Source organism: Xanthobacter autotrophicus, assembly GCF_005871085.1.
GTDB classification, from domain to species: Bacteria; Pseudomonadota; Alphaproteobacteria; order Rhizobiales; family Xanthobacteraceae; genus Xanthobacter; species Xanthobacter autotrophicus.
Map to the genome: position 1 here is coordinate 304,578 of NZ_VAUP01000037.1, position 25,547 is coordinate 330,124.

Here is a 25,547-nt window from a genome sequence, read left to right on the forward strand (position 1 = left end):
CCAGCCCGAGGCAATCCGCTCACGTCCTCAGGGCAAGGCGCAACACCTTGCCCGAGGGCGTGTGCGGCAGCTCCGGCACGAAGACATAGGCGCGCGGGCGCTTGTAGTCGGCAAGGTGCCGGGCGGCGTGATGGGCGAGCGCGTCCGCATCGCCCACCGCCCCCTCGTGCAGCACCACGAAGGCGGTGATCAGCGACACCTCGCCGGACTTCACCTCCACCACCGCCGCCTCGGCGACGGATGGGTGATCGGCGAGCGCCCGCTCCACCTCCTCCGGCGCCACGCGATAGCCGAAGGCGTTCATCTGGTCATCGGAGCGGCCCTCGTACCAGAGGTAGCCGTCCGCATCGAAGCGGGCGAGGTCGCCGGTGAGGAACCAGTCGCCGCGCATCACCGCCGCGGTCTCCTCCGGCAGGCCCCAATAGCCGAGCATCAGGCCGGGGTCGGAGCGGTGGACGGCGAGGACGCCCGTCTCCCCTTCCGGCAGCGGCTGGTCGGCCGCATCCGGTGGCAGAACACACACGCGCCGGCCCGCCTGCGGCTTGCCGGGACTGCCGGGACGCGTTGGTACGCTTGGGCCGGAGGAGATGTAGGTGGAGATTTCGCTCATGCCCAGCGCCTCATAGAGCGGCCGGCCGGTGGCCTCGAGCCACGCGCGATGCAGGGTCGGCTTCAGCGCCTCGCCGGCGGTAAGCCCATGGCGTAGCGCGGGAAAACGGCTGGGGGTGACGGACCCATATTTCAGGATACGGCGGTAGAGGCCGGGCACGGCGGCGAACAGGGTGGCCCCCGTCGCCTCCAGCAGGTCGGGCCAGGCTTCGGGCGGGCGCTCGCCCAGATGGACGATGCTGGTGGCGCCCGCAGACCATGGGTCCATCAGCCCCGCGCCCAGGGTGTAGGTCCAGTTGAAGGCCCCGGCGTGGAACAGAAAATCGCTCGCTGAAAGCCCGAGCCAGCCCTCCCGCATGGGCCTTCGGCCGAGCACCACCCGCTGGGCATGGGCCACGCCCTTCGGCCGCCCGCTGGTGCCCGAGGTGTAGACGAGGAAGGCCAGATCGTCCGCCTTCGTATCGGAAACTTCGGCAGGATCGGCTTGTTCGAGTTCAGCGATCTCACCCCGCCCGAGCACCCGCGCCGCGCCCGGATCGGACGGCATGGCGCCGGAGCCGTCGCCCACCACCAGACGCGCCCCGGAATCGGCGAGGATGAGGTCCACCTCGTCCTGGGTGAGCAGGGTGGAGGTGGGGATGGGCGCGAGCCCCGCCGCGATGGCCCCGAAGAACAGCAGCGGGAAGTGGGAGGTGTTGCCGACCCGCAGCAGCACCCGCGACCCGCGCGGCAGGCCAAAGGCGCCAAATCCCCCGGCCATGCGCGCCACCGCCGCGCGCATCTCGCCATAGGTCCAGGTCTCGACGATGCGCCCCCTAGGACCCTCCGCCACCAGCAGGGCGGGCTTGGCCGCGTCCGCCCCCTGGTCGAGGCAATAGCGGGCGAGATTGAAGGGGGTGTCAGGCAGGGCGTCGCTCATGGCGCGATCATGGACCAGCTTCGGCCGTGCTGGCGAGAGGGCGCGCCGCCGCGACGGACGGCGTGCCCCTTGCGCTTATACCATCGGCCTCGGTCTTTGACCGATGCCAAGTGGGTACGCTCAGGCGCCGCGCGGGCTTGACCAACGGCCAATGAGTCAAGCTCACAGGCCATTGGTATCACGCCAGCGGGCCGCAGCCGGGGGGCAGCAGGGTGTGAAAATCGGTGCGGCGCTGATAGGCGTCGCCAGCCTTCAGCAGCCCCGGCTCGGCATAGGGCCGGCCCACCAGCTGGAAGGCGGCCGGCAGGCCATTGGCGGTGAAGCCGCACGGCACCGACAGGCTCGGCAGGCCGAGATAATTGATGCCACGGGTGAAGGCGGCGAGGCGCCCCACCACGGCGGCGATGTCCTCCGGCGGGCCGGCGGTGGTCTCGGCGATGCTGGGCACCGGAACGGGGAGGGTCGGAATATGCGCCATGTCCGCCCCGCCGATGGTGGCGGCCAGCCACTCCCGCGTGACGCTGGCGCGCATCATCAGGGCCTCGGCATAGCGGGTGGCCGGCAAAGCGAGGCCAGGCAGCATGCGGGCGCGCACCTGCGGGCTGTAGTCCTGCGGCCGCTCGGTGAGCCAGCGGCGGTGGAGGGTGGAGATTTCCACCAGCATCACCACCTGCATCAGCGCGTTCACCAGCGCCATGTCGGGCGGGCTGGTCTCGATGAGGCGCGCGCCCGCCTCCTTCAGCACGGCCCGGCTGTCGTCCATGAGCGCCGCGATCTCCGGCGTCGCCAGCTCGCGGTAATAGCCGGAGGGCACGGCGATGGTGAGGCCCTTGAGGTCCCCCTTAAGGCCGCCCTCGAAATCGAGGCGGGGGGCCGGCAGGGTGGCGGCGTCGCGCGGGTCTGTGCCGGCGAGGACGGTCATCATGCGCGCCGCGTCGCGGGCGGTGCGGGTCAGCGGGCCGATGCTGTCGAGGCTCGGCGCCAGCGGCATGGCGCCGTAAAGGGGAACGAGGCCGTGGGTGGGCTTCAGGCCGGTCACCCCGCACATGGCCGAGGGATGGCGGATGGAGCCGCCGGTGTCCGATCCCAGCGCCCCCGGCACGATGCGGGCCGCCACCACCGCCCCGGAGCCGGAGGAGGAGCCCCCGGCCCCATAGGCGGTGTTCCACGGGCTGAGGCCGTGGCCGTAATGGATATTGAAGCCGGTGGGCGAGAGCGCGAATTCGGCGAGGTGCAGGGAGCCCAGATCCAGCGCGCCCGATGCATCCAGCCGCTCCAGCACGCTGGCGGTCACGTCCGGCACGAAATCCTTGCGGATCAGCGAGCCGCCGGTGGCGACGCGGCCGACGCGATAGAGCAGGTCCTTGTGGGCCAGAGGCACGCCGGCAAGCGGCCCCAGCTTTTCGCCCCGCGCCCGCGCCAGATCGATGCCGCGCGCCGCTTCACGCGCCCGCTCGGGCTCGATCTGCATCACCGCATTATAGCGCGGGCCGAGGGTCTCGAGCCGCTTCAGCGCCTCCTCGGCGAGGGCTTCCGACGACACCGAGCCATCGGCGACCGCATCGGCCATCTCGACCAGGCCGAGGGTGAAAAAGCCGCTCATTCGCCCGCCCCCGAGTTGGTCTTTTCGCTGGTCGTCAGGGCAGCGGCGATTTCGGCGCACAGGGTGGAAAAGCTCCAGGGCGCGGCATCGAAGGCGAGGCGCTGGTCGGCCCCGGCCGCCACGCGGGCATTGAGATCGCCGGCGAGCGCGGAAACCGCCCGCGCCTCCGTCTCGGTCAGCGTGATGCCGTTGTCCGCGCTCACGCAAGCAGCGATGTCGTCTTGGGTCATGGGCGGGGTTCCGGGGCAGCGTGTGACGGGCGCGGACGGCGCTTGGGCGGGATTCGCTGCAAGTGTAGAGGCTGCATCGGGCGCGGAGAAGGCGGCGGGCGGGGTAGTGATCGCGGTTCGAGCCGAAGCGCCGTCGCCCCCTCTCCCGCTTGCGGGGGAGGGCTGGGCACGTCTTCCACCCCGTCACCCTCCGGCTAGACCGGAGGGCCCATCTCGCCGCTTTTCAGCCTCCGACGCATTGTCCCGGCCGAGCCATGGGCCGTCCGGTCAAGCCGGACGGCGACGGTGCTCTATCGCCTCAAGGCGCCGCCACCCACCCCCCGCGATCTTTATGAGATTCCTATACCGCCGCTACGGCATCCCTCTCGAATCTTGATCCCGTTAGGGCCAGCTTCAGGCCCGTGAGGCGAGCGCTCCGCCAGCCGGCGCCGCGCCCTCCCCCGAAACACGGAACGGACCGGAAAGCCAAACTCATGCTGGACCTTCTGATGCTCGCGCTGGGCCTCGGCTTCTTCGCCGTCGCCATCGGCTACGGCCACCTCTGCGAGCGGCTCTGAGCGAAAGATCTTCCACGCCGAAATCCGGGGCGGCCTCTCGCTGCCGCCGGATCAAGTCTTGTGCGCCGACGCGGCGCATCGAGGAGAACTCCCATGGTCTTTGATTATGCGCTCGGCGGTCTCGTGACCGCAGGGCTTCTCTTCTACCTCACCTTCGCGCTCCTCAATCCCGAGCGGTTCTGAGGCATCCTCCCATGACATCCAACGGCCTGATCCAGATCGCCCTGTTCTGCCTCGTCGTGCTTGTGCTGACGCGGCCGCTCGGCGGTTACATGACCCGCGTATTCGCGGGCGAACGCACGTTTCTCTCCCCCGTCCTCAAGCCCGTGGAGACGCTCGTCTTCCGCCTCGGCGGCGTGGATGCGAGCCGGGAGCAGCACTGGCTCACCTACACCATCGCCATGCTGCTGTTCCATGCGGGCGGCTTCCTCCTGCTCTACGCGCTCATGCGGGTGCAGGACCTCCTGCCCTTCAATCCGCAGGGCATGGCGGCGGTGGCGCCCGACCTCGCCTTCAACACCGCCATCAGCTTCATCACCAACACCAACTGGCAGAATTACGGTGGTGAAAGCACGATGGGCTACCTCGTGCAGATGCTGGGGCTCACCCACCAGAACTTCCTGTCCGCCGCCACCGGCATCGTGCTGGGCATGGCGCTGATCCGCGGCTTTTCCCGCGCCTCGGCGCAGACGGTGGGCAATTTCTGGGTGGATATCACCCGTTGCACCCTCTATGTGCTGCTGCCCATCTGCGTGGTGTTTACACTGTTCCTGGTGTGGCAGGGCATCCCCCAGACGCTGGGCCCCTATGTGGACGCCGCGACCCTGGACGGGGGCAAGCAGACCCTTGCGCTGGGACCTGTGGCCTCGCAGGTGGCCATCAAGATGCTGGGTACCAACGGTGGCGGCTTCTTCAACGCCAATGCCGCCCACCCGTTCGAGAACCCCACCGCGCTCTCCAACTTCCTGCAGATGGTCTCCATCTTCGCGCTGGGTGCGGCCCTCACCAACGTGTTCGGCCGCATGGTGGGCAACGAGAAGCAGGGCTGGGCGATCCTCGGCGCCATGGGCGTGCTGTTCGTCGCCGGCGTTGCGGTGACCTACTGGGCGGAGGCTGCCGGCACGCCGGCGCTCAACGCCCTTGGCCTCTCCGGCGGCAACATGGAGGGCAAGGAACTGCGCTTCGGCATCGTCGCATCCGCCTTGTTCGCGGTCATCACCACGGCGGCCTCCTGCGGCGCGGTGAATGCCATGCACGACAGCTTCACGGCGCTGGGCGGCATGATCCCGCTCATCAACATGGAGCTGGGCGAGATCATCGTCGGCGGTGTTGGCGCGGGCCTGTACGGCATGCTGCTGTTCGTGGTGATCACCATGTTCGTGGCCGGCCTGATGGTGGGCCGCACGCCGGAATATGTGGGCAAGAAGATCGAGGCCAAGGAAGTGAAGATGGCCATGCTCGCCATCCTCATCCTGCCCCTGATGATGCTGGGCTGGACGGCGGTGGCGACAGTATTGCCGTCGGCCGTTGCGTCCATCGCCAATCCGGGACCGCACGGCTTCTCGGAGATCCTCTACGCCTTCACCTCGGCCACCGCCAACAACGGCTCGGCCTTCGGCGGGCTCACCGGGAATACCTTCTTCTACAACCTGACACTGGCCTCCTCCATGTTCGTCGGCCGCTTCCTCATGATCGTGCCGGCCATGGCGCTGGCGGGGGCGCTGGCGGCGAAGAAGACCGTGCCGGCCTCGGCAGGCACCTTCCCCACCACCGGCGGCCTGTTCGTGGGGCTTCTGGTGGGCGTCATCCTGATCGTGGGCGGGCTCACCTTCTTCCCGGCCCTGTCGCTGGGTCCCATCGTCGAGCATCTGGCGGCGGCGGCGGGGCAGAGCTTCGGCGCGGGAGGCTGACATGGAGCACCACCCCCCGCCCGCCCGGCCACGTGCCGGGCGGGAGCCGAGAGAGCGCCGCATGCCGCTGTCGGCGTCCGAACTCATCCTGATCGTGTCGGTCGCCGCCCTCGTGCTCGCGGCCGCCATCCAGGCCGTCATCGCGCTGGCGCTGAACCTCTCAGCCCACTGATTCCTCTTCCCCCGGGAGTGCCTCCATGGCCAGATCCCATTCCGTAAGCCTGCTCGACCCCGCCATCCTCCTGCCCGCCGTCGGCGCCTCGTTCCGCAAGCTCGACCCGCGCGCGATGGTGAAGAACCCGGTGATGTTCGTGGTGGAGGTGGTCGCCCTCCTCACCACCGTGCTGTTCGTGCGCGACCTCATCACCTCCGGCACCGGCCTCTCTGCCTCGGGCGGCAGCCTGGGCTTTTCCTTCCAGATCATCCTGTGGCTGTGGTTCACCGTGCTGTTCGCCAATTTCGCCGAGGCGGTGGCGGAAGGCCGCGGCAAGGCGCAGGCGGAATCGCTGCGCCGCACCCGCACCGAGACGGTGGCGAAGCTCCTCACCGGCGAGGGCGATGCCTTCCGCACCGTGCCCGGCACGTCCCTGAAGGTGGGCGACGTGGTGCTGGTGGAAGCCGGCGACATCATTCCCTCCGACGGCGAGGTGGTGGAAGGCGTCGCCTCGGTCAACGAAGCCGCCATCACCGGCGAAAGCGCCCCGGTGATCCGCGAATCCGGCGGCGACCGCTCGGCGGTGACCGGCGGCACCACGGTGGTCTCCGATCATCTCAAGGTGCGCATCACGGCGGCGGCGGGCGCCACCTTCCTCGACCGCATGATCGCGCTGGTGGAAGGCGCCGAGCGGCAGAAGACGCCCAACGAGATCGCCCTCAACATCCTTCTCGCGGGCATGACGCTGATCTTCATCTTCGCCACCGCGTCGATCCCGAGCTTTGCCTACTACGCGGGAGGCTCCATCTCCGTGGTGGTGCTGGTGGCGCTGTTCGTCACCCTCATTCCCACCACCATCGGGGCACTGCTCTCGGCCATCGGTATCGCCGGCATGGACCGGCTGGTGCGCTTCAACGTGCTCGCCATGTCGGGCCGCGCAGTGGAGGCGGCGGGCGACGTGGACACCCTGCTGCTCGACAAGACCGGCACCATCACGCTGGGCAACCGGCAGGCCTCCGCCTTCCACCCGGTGCGGGGCGTCAGCGAGCAGGACCTGGCGGATGCCGCCCAGCTCGCATCGCTGGCCGACGAGACCCCGGAAGGCCGCTCCATCGTGGTGCTGGCCAAGGAGAAATACGCCATCCGCGGTCGCGACATGGCGAGCCTGAACGCCCATTTCGTGCCGTTCACCGCGCAGACCCGCATGAGCGGCGTGGACGTGGACGGAAGCTCGGTCCGCAAGGGCGCGGTGGATGCCATCCTCACCTATGTCCAGGCGGGTGCCAGCACCGTCACCGCCTCCGGCGCGGTGCAGAATGTGCGGACGCTGGTGAGCCAGGAGTCCATCCGCGAGATCAATGCCATCGCCGAGGAGATCGCCAAGTCCGGCGGCACGCCTCTGGCGGTGGCGCGGGACGGGCGGCTGCTCGGCGTCATCCACCTGAAGGACATCGTGAAGGGCGGCATCCGCGAGCGCTTCGCCGAGCTGCGGCGCATGGGCATCCGCACGGTGATGATCACCGGAGACAACGCGCTCACTGCCGCCGCCATCGCCGCCGAGGCGGGAGTGGACGACTTCCTCGCCCAGGCGACCCCGGAAGCCAAGCTGCGCCTCATCCGCGACGAACAGGCCAAGGGCAAGCTGGTGGCCATGTGCGGCGACGGCACCAACGATGCGCCCGCTCTGGCCCAGGCCGACGTGGGGGTGGCCATGAACACCGGCACGGTTGCGGCCCGCGAGGCCGGCAACATGGTGGACCTCGACAGCGACCCCACCAAGCTCATCGAGATCGTGGAGATCGGCAAGGCGCTGCTGATGACGCGCGGCTCGCTCACCACCTTCTCCATCGCCAATGATGTGGCGAAGTATTTCGCCATCATCCCCGCCATGTTCGTGGCCTTCTACCCGCAGCTCGGCACGCTGAACGTGATGGCGCTCCATTCGCCCCAGAGCGCCATCCTGTCGGCCATCATCTTCAACGCGCTCATCATCATCGCCCTCATCCCGCTGGCGCTGAAGGGCGTCGCCTTCCGGCCCATCGGGGCGGCGGCGCTGCTGAAGCGCAATCTCCTGATCTACGGCCTCGGCGGCATCCTCGTGCCGTTCGTTGGCATCAAGGCCATCGACCTTGCGGTCACGGCCCTCCACCTCGTTTGAGGACACACGACCATGCTGAAAGAACTTCGCCCCGCGTTCGTCGTGCTCATCGCCCTGACGGCGTTCACCGGACTTGCCTACCCGCTTGCCATGACCGGGGCGGCGCAGGTGCTCTTCCCGAGGCAGGCCAACGGCAGCCTCATCACCCGCGACGGCGCCGTGATCGGCTCGGCGCTGATCGGCCAGAACTTCGCCTCCGAGCGCTATTTCCACGGCCGGCCCTCCGCCACCACCGGCGCCGACCCGGCCGACGCCACCAAGACAGTTCCCGCGCCCTATAATGCTGCGAACTCCATGGGCTCGAACCTCGGCCCCACCAATCCGGCCCTGGCCGACCGGGTGAAGGCGGATCTTGAGACCCTCAGGGCCGAGAACCCGCGCGACCCGGTGCCGGTTGACCTCGTCACCACCTCCGGCAGCGGGCTTGATCCCCACATCTCGCCGCAGGCGGCCCTGTTCCAGGTGCCGCGGGTGGCCAAGGCGCGCGGCGTCAACGAGGGCGTGGTGCGCCGGCTGGTGGAGGAGAATATGGAGGACCGCACCCTCGGCCTCCTCGGCGAGCCGCGCGTGAACGTGCTCGCCCTGAACCTCGCCCTCGACAAGGCGCGCCCGCAGTGACAGACCGATAGCCAAAGGCTCGTGAGCTTGGCTCACGGGCCTTTGGCCAAGCCCGCGCGGCGCTTGAGCGAACCCGCTCGGCACCGGTCGAGGACCGGGGCCGATGGTACAGGCAAAGGATCCGGGCGCGCGCCCGGCTCCCGGAGGAGGCCATGCCCGACGACCGTGCCGCCCCCGTGCGGCCTTCGCCCGATGCCCTGCTCGCGGCCGCCGAGCAGGAGACGCGCGGCCGCCTGAAGATCTTCCTTGGCGCAGCCCCCGGCGTCGGCAAGACCTACGAGATGCTCGTCTCCGGCCATGCCCGCCGCAACGACGGCGCGGACGTGGTGATCGGCGTGGTGGAGACCCACGGCCGGCGCGAGACCGAAGCGCTGGTGGCCGGCCTTGAGGTGATCCCGCGCCGGAGCATCCCCTACAAGGGGCGGATGATCGAGGAGATGGACCTCGACGCCATCCTCGCCCGCCGCCCCGCTTTGGTGCTGGTGGACGAACTGGCCCACACCAACGCCCCCGAGAGCCGCCACGCCAAGCGCTACATGGACGTGGAGGAACTGCTGGCGGCGGGCATCGATGTCTATACGACCCTGAACATCCAGCATGTGGAGAGCCTCAACGACGTGGTGGCGCAGATCACCCGCGTGCGGGTGCGCGAGACGGTGCCCGACGCCATCATCGACCGCGCCGACGACATCGAGGTCATCGACATCACCCCCGGCGACCTCCTCCAGCGCCTGAAGGAGGGCAAGGTCTACGTGCCCGAGACGGCGCGGCGAGCGGTGGAGAACTATTTTTCCCACGGCAACCTCACCGCCCTGCGGGAACTCGCCCTGCGCCGCACCGCCGAGCGGGTGGACGAGCAACTGCTCTCCCACATGCGGGCGCATGCCATATCCGGCCCGTGGGCGGCGGGGGAGCGGGTGCTGGTCTGCCTCAGCGAAGACCCGCGCAGCGCAGCGCTGGTGCGCTACACCAAGCGCCTCGCCGACCGGCTGCGGGCGCCGTGGGTGGCGCTCTATGTGGAGACCGAGCGTGCGCTGCGGCTCGACACCGCCGAGCGCGACCGCGTCGCCGACTTCCTGCGGCTGGCGGAGCGCATGGGCGGGGAGGCCGTGACCATCCCCGGCGGCACCCGCGTCGCCGACGATGTGCTCACCTATGCCCGCTCCGCCAACGTGACCCATATCGTCATCGGCAAGTCGGACCGCTCCCGCTGGTTCGAGATCCTCAACGGCTCGGTGGTGCACGATCTGGTGCGCCGCTCCGGCAACATCTCGGTTCATGTCATCGCCGGAGAAAAGGAAACCACCGCGCCCGGCCGCTCAGCGGCGGCCGTGCCCACCGCCCGGCGGGAGACGTGGCCCTATCTCGCCAGCCTTCTCATCGTCGCGCTGGCGACATTTGTTGGCTTCGGCCTCCAGAAGATCCTGGCGCTCCAGAACATCGCGCTGGTGTTCCTCACCGCTGTCCTGGTCAGCGCGGTGCGCCTGGGGCTGGCGCCGGCGCTGGTCACCTCCGTCGCCGCCATGCTGGCGTTCAATTTCTTTTTCATCCCGCCGCTCTACACCTTCACCATCACCGATCCGGAGAACGTGGTCGCCCTGTTCTTCTTCCTGGTGGTGGCCATCATCGCCTCGAACCTCACGGCGCGGGTGCGTGCCCAGGCGCTGGCGGCGCGGGCGCGGGCCAAGACGGCGGAAGACCTCTATCTCTTCTCGAAGAAGCTCGCCGGCGCGGGCACCCTCGACGACCTGTTGTGGGCCACCGCCTTCCAGATCGCCTCCATGCTCAACGTGCGGGTGGTGATCGTGCTGCCCGATGCCGACACCCTGGCGGTGAAGGCCGCTTACCCTCCAGAAGACACCATCGATGCCGCCGACCTTGCCGCCGCCCGCTGGGCGTTCGAGAACAACCGCTGGGCCGGGCGCGGCGCCGACACGCTGCCGGGGGCCAAGCGCCTGTTCATGCCCATGCAGACCGGGCGCGGCGCCGTGGGGGTCATCGGCATCGACCGCGACAAGGAGGGACCGCTCCTCACCCCCGAGCAGCGGCGGCTGATGGATGCGCTGGCCGACCAGGCGGCGCTCGCCGTGGAGCGGGTGAACCTCGTCGCCGACGTGGAAAAGGCGAAGCTGGACGCCGCCACCGACCGGCTGCGCACGGCCCTTCTCACCTCCATCTCCCACGACCTGAAGACGCCGCTCGCCTCCATCATGGGCGCGGCGGGCACCCTGCGCAGCTTCTTCTCCGCGCTGACCGAGGACGCGCGCTCGGACCTGCTCTCCACTGTCGAGGAAGAAGCCGAGCGGCTCAACCGCTTCATCGCCAACCTTCTGGACATGACCCGGCTGGAATCCGGCGCCATCATCCCCAATGCCGGGCTTTGCGACGTGAGCGAGGTGGTGGGCAGCGCGCTGAACCGCGCCCAAGCGATCCTGCGCCATCACCGGCTTGAGATCGAGCTTGCCCCGGACCTGCCCATGCTGAGCATCGATCCGGTATTGTTCGAGCAGGCCCTGTTCAACCTCCTCGACAATGCCGCAAAATATGCGCCCGAGGGCTCGCTGGTGCGCATCGAGGGTTGGTCCGACGGTGCCTTCGTCACCCTCGCGGTGCTGGACGAGGGGCCGGGCATCGCCGAGGAGGACCGCGAGCGGGTGTTCGACAAATTCTATCGCGTCCGCAAGGGGGACCAGGTGCGAGCCGGCACCGGCCTCGGCCTCGGCATCAGCCGCGGCTTCCTGGAGGCCATGGGTGGCACCCTCACCGCCGACGGGCGGCCCGACCGGCGCGGGGCCGCTTTCACCATCCGCATGCCGGTGCCGCCCCAGGCCCGCGCGCTGAAGGCGTTGCCATGAGAAGCACATGATGAGAAGCACACGATGAGAAGCGCACGATGAGGGACGCATCATGAACGGCGTGAAGCTCCTCGTGGTGGATGACGAGCCGGCCATCCGCAAACTGCTCAATGCCGGGCTCTCCACCCAGGGCTATGATGTGACCAGTGCCGCCACCGCCGCCGAGGCCATCGCCCGCGTGAGCGAGGCGCGGCCGGACCTCATCATCCTCGACCTCGGCCTGCCCGACATGCCGGGCCGCGATCTCCTGGCCCGCTGGCGCGCCGAGGGACTGGACATGCCGGTGGTGATCCTCTCCAGCCGCACCGACGAGGCCGGCATCGTCGAGGCGCTGGAGGGCGGAGCCGACGATTATGTCACCAAGCCGTTCGGCATGAATGAGCTGATCGCCCGCCTGCGCGTCGCGCTGCGCCACCGGCTGCAACAGCAGGGGGAAAAGCCCCTGTTCAAGGTCGGCGACCTGTCGGTGGACCTGGTGCGCCGCATCGTCCGGCTGAAGGAGCGGGAGGTGAAGCTCTCGCCCAAGGAATACGACATCCTGCGCCTCATGGTGCAGCACGCCGGCCGGGTGCTGACCCACGCCTTCATCCTGCAACGGGTGTGGGGGCAGGCTTATGACGTGCAGTATCTGCGGGTCTATGTGCGCCAGCTGCGGCAGAAGCTGGAGGACAACCCCGAGCAGCCCCGCTACATCCGCACCGAGACCGGCGTCGGCTACCGGCTGGCCGAGCCGGACTGAGCATGGGATCTGTCATCCCCGGCGGCGTCCTCACCGTGTACGGGACGAAACCTTGCGGGCGGCGAAGTTCAAGGTTTCGGGCATGGCCGCGAGGTAGAGCAGGAACCCTCCGAGGGCGATGGCGGCCAGCGTCAGGAACGCAGCCGAATAGCCCAGCGTCACGATGGTCACCCCCGCCAGCGTGGTGGACAGCGCCGCGCCCAGCCCCTGCGCGGTGGCGACGGCGCCCTGGCTGACGTTGAAGCGTCCGGTGCCCTGGGTGAGATCGGCCACGACCACCGGGAACAGCGCGCCATAGATGCCCGCGCCCACGCCATCGAGGCACTGCACCGCGAACAGCCAGAACGGATCGTTGGACAGGGTATAGAGCGCGCCACGCAGCGCCAGCACCGCGAAGGCGGTGAGGAAGATGGGCTTGCGGCCCCACCCGTCGGCTTTCGTGCCGACCATGGCCGCCATGGGCACCATCACACATTGGGCGGCGACGATGCAGAGCGCGATCAGCGAGGTCGCCTCCTCCTGGCCCACCACCTTGGTCAGCAACTGGCCCACCGAGGGCAGCATGGCCGCGTTGGAGAGGTGAAACAGGAAGCACAGCAGGGCGAACAGCAGCAGCGGACGATTGCCCAGCAATGTCGAAAGGCCGGATGGCCGCTCCCCCTGCCGCTCGTCGTGGGTAAGCCCGCGCGCCAGCGTGTCATCGATCTGGCGGCCGGGCACGATCAATGCCGCCAGGATGCTGAGACCGGCGAGCACCGCCATGAGCCAGAACACCACCACCGGCCCGAACAGGATGGCGGTCCCCGCGGCGATCCCGGCCGAGACCGCATTGCCCAGGTGGTTGAAGGCCTCGTTGCGGCCGATGCGCCGGGAAAACGCCTTCGGCCCCACCAGCCCGAGAGTGATGGCCGCGAGCGCCGGCGGAAAGATCGTGCCAGCGAGCGCGGCGATGGCCTGGGTGCCGGCCACCACGTAGAAATTGGTGACGAAGGGCAGCGCGAGACAGGCCAGGGTGACGGCCAGCGCCGCCGCGATCACGATGCTGCGCTTGCGGCTGCTGGCGTCGATGAGGGCGCCGGCCGGGGTCTGCGCCGCGAGCCCAACGATGCCGGCAATGGTCATGACGAGGCCCGTGGTGGCCTCGTTCCAGCCATGCTCGGGGCCGCGCACGGCGATGAGATAGATGGCAAGATAGGGTCCGAGGCCGTCGCGCACGTCGGCGAGGAAGAAGTTGAGCGCGTCGAGACCGAACCTCGCCCGGCGCGAGGCCGGCTGATCCCCGGTCCGCAGGGCCGCATCAGGCACAGCAGCTCCTGTCCCTTGCGGGCCGATGGTGAACATGAATGCTCCCGAAGCCCCCGGTGCCGGCCGCCGCCCCTCAAGGATTACCGCCGACACCCGAAACGGGCCAGCACCACGCTGCGCCCTGCCGGCCAGAACGCCGGGGGGCGGCTTCTGGATCCGGCTTCGGGAGGCGGACGTTCAGGGCCGACGCAGGCGGGCCGCGAGGCGGGCGATCTCGGGATCGTCCGGGTTCATCTCGGACAGCTTCTGCGCCAGGGGGCCGGCGCGCGCCGCATCCCGGGCCTGCATGGCGTCCTGCAAGGCGAGGGTGAGGAGCTGCGGGTCGTAGGGATTGCGCTTCAGCGCCTCGGCCACGACCTGCCGCGCCTCGGCCGCCTGACCGGTGGACTGGAGGGCGACCGCCAGCACATAGGCATAGCGCGCGTCCTCGGGCGCCAGCTTCGCGGCGGCGGCGAGTTGCTCGAGAGCATCGGCATAGCGCCGCTGCCGGATGAGGGCGAGGCCCAGGGCATAACGCGGGGCGGCGGCCTGCGGCGCCACCGCGATGGCCTGCCGCAGCACCTGTTCGGCCTCGGCCTCGCGGCCCTGGGCGCGATAGAGGTCGGCCAGGTTGACCGCCAGCGGCGTTGCTTCCGGCTCCAGCGCGAGGCCGGCGCGCAATTGGGCCTCGGCTGCGGCGGGCTGGCCCCGGCGCAGCAGGAAATTGGCAAGGTTGGCCCGCCCCTCGGGCCGGTCCGCATTCAGCCGCTGGGCCGCCTCATAGGCCGCGAAGGCGGCTTCGAGGCGGGTCTTCTCGCCCTCGGGCAGGCCGGCCAAAGGCTGGTCCGCCACCAGTATCGCCGCCTCCATGCGCACCGCCGCCACCGGGTCGGCGAGCAGATCGGAGGCCCGCCGCCAGCGGGTCTCCAGCGGCGCGCCCGCGAGGCTGCGCAGCGCCGCGATCCGCACCATGGGGTCGGGGTCCGCCAGCGCCTTCGTGGCCGCCGTCTCCGTGGCGAGGGAGGGAAAACGGCGCAGCTCGCTGAGGATGGTCGCCTTGGCGATGCCCGGGACCGTGGGTTCGGCGGCGAGCTTCAGTAGCATGTCGCGGGCGGCCGGCTCCCCGGCACGGGCGCGATGCACCGCCTCGGTCCAGGTCTGGTGGCCCTTGCGGTTCGGTCCGTGCCAGCGCTCCACCGCCGCGGCCGCCCAGCTTGCCGGCTTGTCGGCGTGGCAGTCAGTGCAGGCATTGGGGGTGCCGAAGGCCACCGAGAGATCGGGGCGCGGGATGCGGAAGGAATGGTCGTGGCGCGGGTCCACCACCATGTAGGTGCGCGCCGGCATGTGGCAGGAGATGCAGTCGGGGGTCTTTTCCCCCGATTTGCCGGGCGGATGGCCGGTGTGGGCCGGCGTGGCGAAGCGCTCCGGCAGGTGGCACTGCGCGCACATCTGCGCGCCGTCCGCCTTGAGCTTGGCGGAATGGGGATCGTGGCAGTCGCTGCACACCACGCCCTTGGCGTACATCAGGCTCTGCTTGAACAGGTGGTCGTTGAACACCTCGTCCCGCATCTGCCCGTCGTCCTCGAACAGGCCTTCGGACAGCAGGGAGGGCATGTGGGTATCGGTGAGGGGGCGGCCGGGGTGCCAGTCCTCGGAGAGGGTTCCGCGCCGGGCATGGCAGCGGGCGCAGGTCTCCACCTCATCCCCCGGCTGGCGGGCGACGCCGCGGGCCGGGCTGCCGGTTGAGGGATCGGGCGTCCAGTCGGGCGTCGGGCGGGGCGCCGCGACGGTGCCAAAGCCCTTGCCCGCCACCTTTGGATCGGCGCCCTTGGCCGCCCATGCCGCGTGCCCGGCCCCGGCGCCGTGGCAGCTCTCGCAGCCCACACTGATCTCGGAAAAGGTGGTGTGATAGGTGTCGGTCGCCGCGTCATAGCCCTTGCGGACATCGGTGGAATGGCATTCCGCGCACATGAAGTTCCAGTTCTGCTGGGACCTCGTCCAGTGCAGCGGATCGGACGACGGCATGGGCTGGTCGGGATTAAGGTGGAACCAGCGCTGGCCGCCCTTGTCCTTCGGGCGGGTGTCGAAGGCGAACGGCAGCGCCTGGAGCCGCCCGTCCGGGAAGGTGACGAGATATTGCTGGAGCGGCGCAACGCCGAAGGTGTGGGTCACCTCGAAGGCGGCGGTCTTGCCGTCGCGGCCCTCGGTTTCCACCATGTAGCGCGGGCCGTCGCGGTAGAAGCGCGCCTTTGACCCCCGGTGCTCCACCGTCACGTCACCAAAGTCCCCGAGCACGGTCTCCGGGCCGACGATGGCCATGGCCTTGGCATGCTGGGAGGCGCGCCAGGCCTTCGCCTCGCCGGCATGGCAGGAGGCGCAGGCCGCCGATCCCACATAGTCGGCGGACGCGGCGGAGGCCAGCGCACCCATGCCGCCGGGCCCCGGGGCTTCCGCGCTCGGCCGCGTCGCGTCGCCTTGCGCCAGCCCGACCGCCAGCACCAGCACGGCAGCCGAGATCCCGGCGGTCAGAGCCGCGACGACGCTCCAGGCAAACCGTGGAAACCCCATGAGATCCGTCGTCCCTTGCACGTTGCGAGGCCCAGGCTCCGCAGCTGGCGCAGTGCAACGGCGGCGCCCGTGCGGGTCCATGACAGTGGGGGTTACACCAACGCGGCGCCGGAGCGAAGCCCTCCCGGCCCTTGGTCGGCGCCGGGCCGTAGGCATGCGCCATCCCCCGCCGCGTCGAACGGGACGGCGCACCAGGGAACCAGGGACGGGATCAGCCGAGCCGGCTTCCGGCGGCCACCACGGCCGCCATCACCACCGCGACCACGCAGAACAGGATGACGAGGCCGACGAGGACGATCCGGTCGCCGTTGCCTGCGGCTGGGGTGACGGCCTCCCGATCATCCCGCGCCAGCAGCACGCCGGGCACGGCCGGCCCGGAAAAGGCCGGAAGGCGGGTGGCGGGCTGCGCGGGTGCGCGCGCCTCGGCCTTCGCCGGCTCGAGGGCGGACGCCGACGGCGGTGCCTCCACGCGGCGGGGCGCGGCTTCGCTCCCTCTGGCGGGCTTTGGAGGAGTGGCGCCGGTGAGGTTTGTCTCGGCAACCGCTGCGGCGGCAGACCGCGCCCGCGCCGTGATCCGGCCCTCGACCACCACGAACACCACGCAGGCCAGCGGCACCAGCAGCGACAAGGCTTCGGCGTGCGATACGATCCAGCCGGACCACACGGGATCGGACACGAGCATGCCGCCCGCCACCCAGCCCAGGAACGCAGTACCAACAAGGATGATGGTCGGAAAATGCTTCATCGCCTTGGTGACGACGAGGCTTCCGAAGAAGATCAGCGGCACGCTGAACAGCAACCCGCCGATGAGATAAAGCAGATTGCCTTCCGACACGGCGGCAAGCGCCACCACATTGTCGAGGCTCATGATGGCGTCCACGATCAGGATGACGAAGACCGCCCCCATGAAGCCGGCATCGTTGCGGATCGGGTCGAAACCGGGGCCGGCGTCACCCTCGCGCCGCCGCAGATGTTCCCCGGCCAGCAGGTTGATGGCGATGACGAGGAGCAGCGCCCCGCCGACGATCTTCAGCAGCGGAATGGTCAGCAGCGTTCCGGCCACCGTCGCGATGACCAGCCGGAAGAAGATTGCCCCCGCCGCGCCAAGGGCGACCGCCTTGGGCACCTGCTGTGCCGGCAGGCCCTGGCACGCCAGCGCGATGACGATGGCATTGTCGCCGCTCAGCAGCAGGTCGATGAAGAAAATCTCCTCGCGCAGCACCGTGTCTATAGTCGCCATTGAGACTGACCTTGGGACAGGTCATGACTGTAATGACCTTTGGGAAGACGAATTTTAACTGTCATCGCGCTTGGCTCGACACGCCTGTTCTGACCGTCCTATCGGCGTTTTTTTGGATTTGACCAGTCCGCGACCTGTCGCGCGTCCGGCAGAACGCGCCGCGAGACGGCGATTGTCCCGCGTTTTCAAATCCCTGACGGTGATGGCCAGGCAGATTAAATATCCGTAACACGCAGGTGACGCGCACCTGCCGCAGCGCCAGCGCGTCCGGTGTCCCAGGGGCAGCAAAGCCGCGCGGTTCCTGCATTCCCCTACGCGACTGCGCTGACAACGCGCACCCCGTCCGGTTCCGGTGCGCACGCGAACCGGTTAGTCAAAGACCTCGACGCCACTTCCCTCTGCGCCACGCGATGGGGGCGGCGGCAGGCGGACCATCCTCGTCTTCATCTGCAATTGGAAACCGACATCATGGCCAGCGTCTGCACGAGCGGGGTGGACACGGGTTTCGTCGCCCTCGGCACCACCAAGGTCGCGGTTCTCGGCGTGATTCAGGGCATCACCGAGCTGCTGCCCATTTCCTCCACGGCCCACATGCGTATCGTCCCGGCGCTGCTGGGCTGGCCGGATCCCGGCTCGGCCTTTTCGGCGGCCATGCAGCTTGCCGCCCTGTTCGCCGTGGTGACCTATTTCTGGTCGGACCTGCGCGACCTGGCCTGCGGCTCGCTGCGGGCGGTGCGCACCGGGGATTATGGCGCCCACGCCCCGCGCACGGTGCTGGGCATCATCCTCGGCACCTTGCCCATCGTCATCGCCGGCGTAGTGCTGAAGGACAAGCTGAACGCCTGCGGCTCCGCCTTCCGCGACCTGTGGGTGATCGGTGCCGCGAGCCTGGTGATGGGCATGCTGCTGGCCGTCGCCGAGCTCATCAGCCGCCACACCCGCTCGTTCGAGCAGATCAAGCTGGGCGATGCCATCATCGTCGGCCTCGCCCAGGTGGGCGCGCTGATCCCCGGCGTCTCGCGCTCGGGCTCGACGCTGACGGCGGCCATGTTCCTCGGCCTGAAGCGCGAGGATGCCGCCCGCTTCTCCTTCCTGCTCGGCCTGCCGGCCATCTTCGCCGCCGGGGTGAAGGAACTGCTGGTGCTGCATCAGGCGGGCCTGGATGCCCAGGGCTGGATCGTGCTGGGCGTGGGGCTGCTGACAGCTTCCCTGTCGGCCTTCGTCGCCATCTGGACCCTGATGAAGGTGATGGAGCGGCTCTCAGCGTGGCCCTTCGTGTTCTACCGCATCGCCATGGGCACGTTCCTGCTGGTCGCGGTGGCGACCGGGCTGATGTCCTGAGGACGAACGCGGAGGCCGCCGGCTTCAGTCTCCGCGCCCAAGCCCCAGCCCCAGCCCCAGCCGGGCCAGGGCGAGGGTCTGCTCGAAGCCGGCGGTGAGGGAATCGAGAACCGGCACCGGCACCCGCCCGGCGAGGGTGGTCCCGTAGCCCGCCAGCGCCGCCCCGGCGACGATGACCACGTCAGGCGCGGCGCGGGCGATCACCTCGTCTACCGCCGCGCGCACCAGCTTCAGCCCCTCCTCCCGGCCGGTGGCGACGGCGAGGGCATCGCCCGGCACCACCTTTATGCCGGCGCAGCGCGCCTCCAGAGCGGTGCGCCGCATCAGGTCGCGCAGCATGGCCGGCCACGCAGCCCCCACCGTGACGATGGCAAAGCGTTCGCCGAGTTGGAGGGCGGTGAGGATGCTGGCTTCCGCCATGCCCGCCACAGGAAAGGTGTGCTCGGCCCGGAGCGCCTCGATGCCGGGCTCGCCGAAGCAGGCATAGAAGCAGGCGTCGAAGGGCGCGCGGCCCGCCACATGCTCGCCCTCCACCGCTGCGCGCACCGCCTCCTGAACCGCATGGGCGGCCACCGCCACGGCGGCGCGCGTCGACACATAGGGCAGGCCGAAGGGCGCCGTCGCCCCGACAAGGTGCACACTTTCCGGGCATATGGGCTTCAATGCCGCAATCATGCGCTCGGTCACGGCGGCGGTGGTGTTTCCGTTCAGCACCAGGATCTTCAAGAGGGCCTCGCCGGGTCACGATGGGGTCACGAGGGGGCAGTCGGCTGCGACACTACGTGCGGCAGGGAGCGGACGGCAATCGGAACCGGTCGAATGGTCCCGCGCAGGCGGCCTCGGCGCGCGGCTGTTCCCTGGCAGGGGGTCCACCCCCGGGAGGAAAGCCGCAGCACAGACCCGGCGCCTGTCGCGATCGCATACCAGAATGCAGTTTCTGCCCCTGAATTGAGCACAAAGACAAATCGTGGATGATTTGAAGACAAATTTTTCCATCATTCCGTTGGGATAGCTTCACTCCGGACGGCGCGGCGGCGGTGGCACGGCGGTTGCTAATGAACTGGGCATCTCGTGAATCGGGCACCCCGCCGCAAAGGACTCCATGATGCTGCAAACTGAAAAGCGGATCCGCTCCGGTCGTCCCACCCTGAAGACCGCCGCCCTTCTGCTGGCCACGAGCTTTGCGTGCATCGCGCCGGGCATCGCCGGTGCCGAGACCACCCTGCGCATCGGCATGACCGCCGCCGACATTCCGCGCACCCTCGGCCAGCCCGACCAGGGCTTCGAGGGCAACCGCTTCACCGGCGTCACCATGTATGATGCGCTGGTCAATTGGGACCTGTCCTCCGCCACCAAGCCCAGCGTGCTCATCCCGGGCCTTGCCACCGAATGGAAGGTGGACGACGCCGACAAGACCAAGTGGGTGTTCAAGCTGCGCCCCGGCGTCACCTTCCACGACGGCTCGCCGTTCAATGCGGATGCCGTGGTGTGGAACGTGGGCAAGGTGCTCGACAAGGAGGCGCCCCAGTTCGATGCCAGCCAGGTGGGCGTCACCGCCTCGCGCATGCCCACCCTGGTCTCGGCGAAGAAGATCGACGACCTCACGGTGGAGCTGACCACCAAGGAGCCGGACAGCTTCCTGCCCTACAATCTCACCAACCTGTTCATGGCGAGCCCCGCCCAGTGGCAGAAATTCTATGACGCCGCCGACGGCGCCGATGCCAAGGCCAAGGCGGCCGCCGCCTGGACCGCCTTCGCCCGCAATGCGTCCGGCACCGGCCCCTGGAAGATGACTGCCTTCGTGCCCCGCGAGCGCCTGGAGCTGGCGAAGAACGACGCCTATTGGGACAAGGCGCGGGTGCCCAAGACCGACAAGATGCTGCTTTTGCCCATGCCCGAGGCCAACGCCCGCACCGCCGCCCTCATGGCCGGCCAGGTGGACTGGATCGAGGCCCCCGCCCCCGACGCCATCGCCCAGCTGAAGTCCCGCGGCTTCAAGATCGAGAGCAACGAGCAGCCCCACGTGTGGCCGTGGCAGTTCTCCCGCATCGAAGGCTCGCCGTGGAACGACATCCGCGTGCGCAAGGCGGCAAACCTGTGCATCGACCGGGCAGGCATGAAGGACGGGCTGCTGGGCGGCCTCATGGTGCCGGCCACCGGCACGGTGGAGCCCGGCCATCCCTGGCGCGGCAATCCCACCTTCCAGATCAAGTATGACGTGGCGGCCGGCCAGAAGCTGATGAAGGAAGCCGGCTTCGGCCCCGACAAGAAGCTGAAGGTGAAGACCCAGACTTCCGCCTCCGGCTCGGGCCAGATGCTGCCCCTGCCCATGAACGAATATCTCCAGCAGGCGCTGGCGGACTGCTATTTCGACGTTCAGCTCGACGTGATCGAGTGGAACACCCTGTTCACCAACTGGCGCAAGGGCGCCAAGGACCCGACCGCCAACGGCGCCAACGCCATCAACGTGACCTATGCGGCCATGGACCCGTTCTTCGCCATGGTGCGCTTCCTGCAGTCGGGCATGGCGCCGCCGGTGTCCAACAACTGGGGCTTCAACAACAATCCCAAGTTCGACGAGCTGGTGAAGAAGGCCCGCACCTCGTTCGATCCCGCCGCACGGGACGCGGCGCTCGCCGAGCTGCATGCCGCCTCGGTGGACGACGCCGCCTTCCTCTATGTGGCGCACGACGTGGGCCCCCGCGCCATGAGCCCGAAGATCAAGGGCTTCGTGCAGCCCAAGAGCTGGTTCGTGGACTTCTCGCCGGTGTCGATCTCGCAGTGATGCCTTGAACCGGAACGCGGGGCGTTGAATACGCCCCGCGTTTTCTTCCCCCTGCGCAAGGTGGCCCCGTGCTGGTCTATATCCTGAGGCGGATCATCTATGTGATCCCGATCGTCATCGCCGTCGCGCTGGTGTGTTTCCTTCTGGTCCACATCACGCCGGGCGATCCGCTGGTTGCGGTGCTCCCGGCCGATGCCTCGGCGGAACTCGCGGCGCAGATGCGCGCCGCCTACGGCTTCGACCGGCCGCTGCCGGTGCAGTTCGGCCTGTGGATCTGGCAGGCGCTGCACGGCAATCTCGGCACCTCCATCGCGTCCGGACGCCCGGTGCTGGCGGAGGTGACGCAGGCGGTGGGCAATACCTTCATCCTCGCGGTTACGGCCTCCCTCATCGGCTTCTTCTTCGGCGTCTTCTTCGGGCTGGTCGCCGGCTATTTCCGCAATACCTGGGTGGACAAGGTCGCCACCTCCATCGCGGTGGCCGGCGTGTCCGTGCCCCACTACTGGCTCGGCATGGTACTGGTCATCATCTTCTCGGTATGGCTGAACTGGCTGCCGGCGGTGGGCATGGGCCCGGGCGGCTGGTCGTGGGACTGGGCGCACATGCGCCATCTCATCCTGCCCGCCGTCACCATGTCGGTGATCCCCATGGGCATTGTGACGCGCACCGTGCGCGCGCTCACCGGCGACATCCTTTCGCAGGATTTCGTGGAGGCGCTGCGCTCCAAGGGCCTCAAGGAAACCCAGGTATTCCGCCACGTGGTGAAGAATGCCGCCCCCACCGCCGTGGCGGTGATGGGCCTGCAGCTCGGCTACCTGCTCGGCGGCTCCATCCTCATCGAGACGGTGTTCTCCTGGCCGGGCACGGGCTTCCTGCTCAATTCGGCGATCTTCCAGCGCGACCTGCCCCTCTTGCAGGGCACCATCCTGGTGCTGGCGCTGTTCTTCGTCTTCCTCAACCTCGTGGTCGATATCGCCCAGGCGTCCATCGATCCGCGCATCAAGCGGAGCTGAGGACATGAGCGCCACATCCGACGCCGCCCTCCAGGCCGCCCCGGTGCAGAAGGCCCGCGGCTATTGGGCCACCGTGGGCCGCCGCTTTTCCCGCGACAAGGTGAGCATGGTGTGCGCGGCGGTGCTGCTCGCCATCGTGCTCGCCGCCATCTTCGCCCCCTGGCTCGGGCTTGCCGATCCCTATCAGGGCTCCATGATCCGCCGTCTCCGCCACATCGGCACGCCGGGCTATCTTCTCGGCACTGACGAACTGGGCCGCGACATGCTCTCCCGCCTCATCTATGGCGGGCGGCTCTCGCTGCTCATCGGCATCCTGCCGGTGGTGCTCGCCTTCGGCATCGGCACCAGCCTCGGCCTGCTCGCCGGCTATCTGGGCGGGGCGGTGAACACCATCATCATGCGCACCATCGACGTGTTCTACGCCTTCCCCTCGGTGCTGCTGGCCATCGCCATCTCCGGGGTGCTGGGGGCGGGCGTGGTCAATTCCATCGTCTCGCTCACGGTGGTGTTCGTGCCGCAGATCACCCGCGTGGCCGAGAGCGTGACCACCTCGGTGCGCAACCTCGATTTCGTGGACGCGGCCCGCGCCTCCGGGGCCGGCGCCATCACCATCATGCGGGTGCACATGCTGGGCAACGTGCTCGGCCCCATCTTCGTCTATGCGACCGGGCTGATCTCGGTGTCCATGATCCTGGCCTCGGGCCTGTCCTTCCTCGGCCTCGGCACCAAGCCGCCGGAGCCGGAATGGGGCCTGATGCTGAACACCCTGCGCACCGCCATCTATGTCAATCCGGGCGTGGCCGCCCTGCCGGGGGTGATGATCTTCGCCGTCTCCATCTGCTTCAACATGCTCAGCGACGGGCTGCGCAGCGCCATGGACATCCGCAATTGACCCTCATCGAGCCCCTCCCCGAACCGATCCTGGAGCCCCTGGCGGACATCGGCGGGCCGGCCCAGCCGCTGCTCGACGTGAAGAACCTCACCAAGCACTTCCCCGTGGGCGGCGGCTTCCTCGCCGAGAAGAAGACGGTGCGGGCGGTGGACGACGTGTCCTTCTCCATCGCCAAGGGGGAGACGGTGGGCATCGTGGGCGAGAGCGGCTGCGGCAAGTCCACCACCGCGCGCCTGCTCATGCACCTCATGCCCCGCAACGCCGGCGAAATCCTGTTCGACGGCGAGACGGTGGGCGGAACCCTCGGCATGCGCGACTTCCGGCGCGGCATGCAGATGGTGTTCCAGGACAGCTACGCCTCCCTCAACCCCCGCCTCACCATCGAGGATTCCATCGCCTTCGGCCCCAAGGTGCATGGCATCGCCGATCGGGATGCGCGGGCGCTGGCCCGCGAGCTGATGGACAAGGTGGGCCTGCGCCCCGAAGTCTTCGCCAACCGCTATCCCCACGAGGTCTCCGGCGGCCAGCGCCAGCGCGTCAACATCGCCCGCGCCCTGGCCCTGAAGCCGCGCCTCGTGATCCTGGACGAGGCGGTCTCGGCGCTGGACAAGTCGGTGGAGGCTCAGGTGCTGAACCTGCTCACCGACCTCAAGCGCGAGTTCGGCCTCACCTATCTGTTCATCAGCCACGACCTCAACGTGGTGCGCTACATCTCCGACCGGGTGCTGGTGATGTATCTGGGCCAGGTGGTGGAGCTGGGACCGGTGGACGAAGTGTGGGACGGCCCGGCGCATCCCTATACGCGGGCGCTCCTCGCCGCCATGCCGGCCCTCGATCCCGACCAGCGCACGCAGGAGCCGCCCATCACCGGCGATCCGCCCAACCCCATCGATCCGCCGGCCGGCTGCCGCTTCCACACCCGCTGTTCCTTCTTCGAGCCGGTGTGCGCCGAAGTCTGCCCCGCCCTGTCGCCGGTGGCCGGCGGCGCCCATTCGGCCGCCTGCCACATGGTCATTCCCGGCTCCGGCCACAGCCGCGCGCCCCAAAGCCTCGCCCCCAAGGCCGGCGACATCGCGGGAGCCACGCCATGAACGCGCCTCTGGTCGATATCCGCGACCTCACCATCCGCTTCACCGGCGAGCGCACCGTCTATGCGGTGAACGGCGTCTCGCTCTCCCTCGGCGAGGGTGAGGTGCTGGGCCTGTTGGGGGAATCCGGCTCCGGCAAGAGCGTGACCATGCGTGCGCTGATGCGGCTTCTGCCCAAGAAGCGCACCGTCATCAGCGGCAGCGTCGCCGTGGCCGGGCAGGATGTGCTGGCCATGGACGATGCCACCCTGTCCGCCTTCCGCGGGCGCACCGTCTCCATGATCTTCCAGGAGCCGGCGCTGGCGCTGGACCCGGTCTACACCATCGGCCAGCAGATCGCAGAATCGGTGAAGCGGCACGAGGGCGCAAGCCACGCCACCGCCACGGCGCGGGCGCTGGAGATGCTGGAGCTGGTGCGCATCCCCTCCGCCAAGCGGCGGCTCGACGCCTATCCGCACGAAATGAGCGGCGGCATGCGCCAGCGCGCCATGATCGCCCTCGCGCTGGCCTGCAAGCCCAAGATCCTGCTGGCCGACGAGCCCACCACGGCGCTCGACGCCACGGTGCAGATCCAGATCTTGCTGCTGCTGCGCGAATTGCAGCGGGAGATGGGCATGTCGGTCATCTTCGTCACCCACGACATCGGGGTGGCCATCGAGATCTGCGACAAGGTGGCGGTGATGTATGCCGGCCAGATCGTGGAGACCGGCACGCTCGGGGACATCGTGCGCACGCCACGCCATCCCTATCCCCAGGGGCTGCTGGCCTCCACCGTTCACGGCGCCAGGCGCGGCGCGCGGCTGCAGACCATTCCCGGTACCCCGCCGTCCCTCGACCAGGCGCCGGCGGCCTGCTCGTTCGCGCCCCGCTGCGCCCACGCACAGCAGCGTTGCACGGAGCGCCTGCCTCCGGACGTGGAACTTGCCCCCGGCCGGACGGTAAGGTGCGTGCTGGCTGAAAATCCCGTCCCGGCGAGCTGATGAC

20 protein-coding genes are annotated in these 25,547 nt (G+C 69.0%); 13 read left to right on the plus strand and 7 right to left on the minus strand.

The genetic code is table 11. The features are described 5' to 3' along the window. Positions 1-19: 19 nt before the first annotated feature. From FBQ73_RS19115 to FBQ73_RS19125, 3 genes are all read right to left on the minus strand, one after another. A complete protein-coding gene (locus FBQ73_RS19115) occupies positions 20-1,528 on the minus strand; it encodes an acyl-CoA synthetase (RefSeq protein WP_138401070.1) in 1,509 nt (502 codons plus the stop codon). 178 nt (positions 1,529-1,706) lie between these two features. Further along, complete coding sequence (locus FBQ73_RS19120; protein ID WP_138401071.1) at positions 1,707-3,131, minus strand: amidase; 1,425 nt, start codon at positions 3,129-3,131, stop codon at positions 1,707-1,709. After that, on the minus strand, positions 3,128-3,361 hold the full coding sequence (locus tag FBQ73_RS19125; protein WP_138401072.1) for a hypothetical protein: 234 nt from the start codon (positions 3,359-3,361) through the stop codon (positions 3,128-3,130). Before FBQ73_RS19125 ends, FBQ73_RS19120 begins: the two co-directional genes overlap by 4 nt. A gap of 650 nt (positions 3,362-4,011) precedes the next feature. Here FBQ73_RS19125 and FBQ73_RS19130 point away from each other — a divergent pair. The 7 genes from FBQ73_RS19130 (at position 4,012) to FBQ73_RS19155 (ending at position 12,352) form a co-directional block, all read left to right on the plus strand. Then, positions 4,012-4,101 carry a K(+)-transporting ATPase subunit F gene (locus FBQ73_RS19130; protein WP_041575709.1) on the plus strand — a complete coding sequence of 30 codons (90 nt, stop codon included), beginning with the start codon at positions 4,012-4,014 and terminating at the stop codon, positions 4,099-4,101. An 11-nt stretch (positions 4,102-4,112) separates the two neighbouring features. Continuing rightward, positions 4,113-5,828, plus strand: a complete 1,716-nt coding sequence (gene kdpA, locus FBQ73_RS19135; protein WP_138401073.1) for a potassium-transporting ATPase subunit KdpA — start codon at positions 4,113-4,115, stop codon at positions 5,826-5,828. 1 nt (position 5,829) lies between these two features. Then, positions 5,830-6,000 carry a hypothetical protein gene (locus FBQ73_RS22855; protein WP_170218972.1) on the plus strand — a complete coding sequence of 57 codons (171 nt, stop codon included), beginning with the start codon at positions 5,830-5,832 and terminating at the stop codon, positions 5,998-6,000. Positions 6,001-6,025: 25 nt separating this feature from the next. After that, positions 6,026-8,140, plus strand: a complete 2,115-nt coding sequence (gene kdpB / locus FBQ73_RS19140; RefSeq protein ID WP_138401074.1) for a potassium-transporting ATPase subunit KdpB — start codon at positions 6,026-6,028, stop codon at positions 8,138-8,140. Between the two features lie 12 nt (positions 8,141-8,152). Next, complete coding sequence (locus tag FBQ73_RS19145; RefSeq protein ID WP_138401075.1) at positions 8,153-8,758, plus strand: K(+)-transporting ATPase subunit C; 606 nt, start codon at positions 8,153-8,155, stop codon at positions 8,756-8,758. A 152-nt stretch (positions 8,759-8,910) separates the two neighbouring features. After that, a complete protein-coding gene (locus tag FBQ73_RS19150; RefSeq protein ID WP_138401076.1) occupies positions 8,911-11,613 on the plus strand; it encodes a sensor histidine kinase in 2,703 nt (900 codons plus the stop codon). 52 nt (positions 11,614-11,665) lie between these two features. Next, positions 11,666-12,352, plus strand: coding sequence for a response regulator transcription factor (locus FBQ73_RS19155; protein ID WP_138401077.1), 687 nt, complete (start codon positions 11,666-11,668; stop codon positions 12,350-12,352). A gap of 30 nt (positions 12,353-12,382) precedes the next feature. Here the strand turns inward: FBQ73_RS19155 and FBQ73_RS19160 are convergent, their stop codons facing one another. The 3 genes from FBQ73_RS19160 to FBQ73_RS19170 all read right to left on the minus strand — a co-directional run bounded on the left by FBQ73_RS19160 (position 12,383) and on the right by FBQ73_RS19170 (position 17,444). Further along, positions 12,383-13,657 (minus strand): MFS transporter, encoded by a 1,275-nt coding sequence (locus tag FBQ73_RS19160; RefSeq protein WP_246089780.1) that lies wholly within the window; start codon positions 13,655-13,657, stop codon positions 12,383-12,385. A gap of 177 nt (positions 13,658-13,834) precedes the next feature. Beyond that, a complete protein-coding gene (locus FBQ73_RS19165) occupies positions 13,835-16,204 on the minus strand; it encodes a tetratricopeptide repeat protein (RefSeq protein ID WP_170218973.1) in 2,370 nt (789 codons plus the stop codon). Between the two features lie 211 nt (positions 16,205-16,415). Continuing rightward, positions 16,416-17,444 (minus strand): TerC family protein, encoded by a 1,029-nt coding sequence (locus FBQ73_RS19170; RefSeq protein ID WP_138401080.1) that lies wholly within the window; start codon positions 17,442-17,444, stop codon positions 16,416-16,418. Between the two features lie 468 nt (positions 17,445-17,912). On the opposite strand from FBQ73_RS19170, the gene uppP reads away from it, so the two are divergent. Further along, positions 17,913-18,785, plus strand: coding sequence for an undecaprenyl-diphosphatase UppP (gene uppP, locus FBQ73_RS19175; protein ID WP_138401081.1), 873 nt, complete (start codon positions 17,913-17,915; stop codon positions 18,783-18,785). Between the two features lie 24 nt (positions 18,786-18,809). On the opposite strand, the gene FBQ73_RS19180 is transcribed toward uppP, so the two are convergent. Next, positions 18,810-19,499 (minus strand): aspartate/glutamate racemase family protein, encoded by a 690-nt coding sequence (locus FBQ73_RS19180; RefSeq protein WP_210236829.1) that lies wholly within the window; start codon positions 19,497-19,499, stop codon positions 18,810-18,812. A 388-nt stretch (positions 19,500-19,887) separates the two neighbouring features. Between FBQ73_RS19180 and FBQ73_RS19185 the strand changes: the two genes are divergently transcribed. From FBQ73_RS19185 to FBQ73_RS19205, 5 genes are all read left to right on the plus strand, one after another. After that, entirely contained in the window at positions 19,888-21,570 is a 1,683-nt protein-coding gene (locus tag FBQ73_RS19185; RefSeq protein ID WP_138401083.1) for an ABC transporter substrate-binding protein, read from the plus strand. A 68-nt stretch (positions 21,571-21,638) separates the two neighbouring features. Beyond that, on the plus strand, positions 21,639-22,583 hold the full coding sequence (locus FBQ73_RS19190) for an ABC transporter permease (protein ID WP_138401084.1): 945 nt from the start codon (positions 21,639-21,641) through the stop codon (positions 22,581-22,583). Between the two features lie 4 nt (positions 22,584-22,587). Further along, positions 22,588-23,475 carry an ABC transporter permease gene (locus tag FBQ73_RS19195; RefSeq protein ID WP_138401085.1) on the plus strand — a complete coding sequence of 296 codons (888 nt, stop codon included), beginning with the start codon at positions 22,588-22,590 and terminating at the stop codon, positions 23,473-23,475. Further along, positions 23,472-24,566: an ABC transporter ATP-binding protein gene (locus tag FBQ73_RS19200; RefSeq protein WP_210236830.1), complete on the plus strand. Its 1,095-nt coding sequence runs from the start codon at positions 23,472-23,474 to the stop codon at positions 24,564-24,566. Before FBQ73_RS19195 ends, FBQ73_RS19200 begins: the two co-directional genes overlap by 4 nt. Beyond that, positions 24,563-25,543 carry an ABC transporter ATP-binding protein gene (locus tag FBQ73_RS19205; RefSeq protein WP_138401086.1) on the plus strand — a complete coding sequence of 327 codons (981 nt, stop codon included), beginning with the start codon at positions 24,563-24,565 and terminating at the stop codon, positions 25,541-25,543. Before FBQ73_RS19200 ends, FBQ73_RS19205 begins: the two co-directional genes overlap by 4 nt. The last annotated feature ends 4 nt before the right edge of the window (positions 25,544-25,547 follow it).

Coding starts and splice junctions, on each gene's coding strand:
- FBQ73_RS19185 (WP_138401083.1), top strand. CDS start 19,888: ATGATGCTGCAAACTGAAAAGCGGATCCGCTCCGGTCGTCCCACCCTG.
- FBQ73_RS19170 (WP_138401080.1), bottom strand. CDS start 17,444: ATGGCGACTATAGACACGGTGCTGCGCGAGGAGATTTTCTTCATCGAC.
- FBQ73_RS19150 (WP_138401076.1), top strand. CDS start 8,911: ATGCCCGACGACCGTGCCGCCCCCGTGCGGCCTTCGCCCGATGCCCTG.
- kdpB (WP_138401074.1), top strand. CDS start 6,026: ATGGCCAGATCCCATTCCGTAAGCCTGCTCGACCCCGCCATCCTCCTG.
- FBQ73_RS19115 (WP_138401070.1), bottom strand. CDS start 1,528: ATGAGCGACGCCCTGCCTGACACCCCCTTCAATCTCGCCCGCTATTGC.
- FBQ73_RS19155 (WP_138401077.1), top strand. CDS start 11,666: ATGAACGGCGTGAAGCTCCTCGTGGTGGATGACGAGCCGGCCATCCGC.
- uppP (WP_138401081.1), top strand. CDS start 17,913: ATGGCCAGCGTCTGCACGAGCGGGGTGGACACGGGTTTCGTCGCCCTC.
- FBQ73_RS19125 (WP_138401072.1), bottom strand. CDS start 3,361: ATGACCCAAGACGACATCGCTGCTTGCGTGAGCGCGGACAACGGCATC.
- FBQ73_RS19130 (WP_041575709.1), top strand. CDS start 4,012: ATGGTCTTTGATTATGCGCTCGGCGGTCTCGTGACCGCAGGGCTTCTC.
- FBQ73_RS19205 (WP_138401086.1), top strand. CDS start 24,563: ATGAACGCGCCTCTGGTCGATATCCGCGACCTCACCATCCGCTTCACC.
- FBQ73_RS22855 (WP_170218972.1), top strand. CDS start 5,830: ATGGAGCACCACCCCCCGCCCGCCCGGCCACGTGCCGGGCGGGAGCCG.
- FBQ73_RS19165 (WP_170218973.1), bottom strand. CDS start 16,204: ATGGGGTTTCCACGGTTTGCCTGGAGCGTCGTCGCGGCTCTGACCGCC.
- FBQ73_RS19120 (WP_138401071.1), bottom strand. CDS start 3,131: ATGAGCGGCTTTTTCACCCTCGGCCTGGTCGAGATGGCCGATGCGGTC.
- FBQ73_RS19145 (WP_138401075.1), top strand. CDS start 8,153: ATGCTGAAAGAACTTCGCCCCGCGTTCGTCGTGCTCATCGCCCTGACG.
- FBQ73_RS19195 (WP_138401085.1), top strand. CDS start 22,588: ATGAGCGCCACATCCGACGCCGCCCTCCAGGCCGCCCCGGTGCAGAAG.
- kdpA (WP_138401073.1), top strand. CDS start 4,113: ATGACATCCAACGGCCTGATCCAGATCGCCCTGTTCTGCCTCGTCGTG.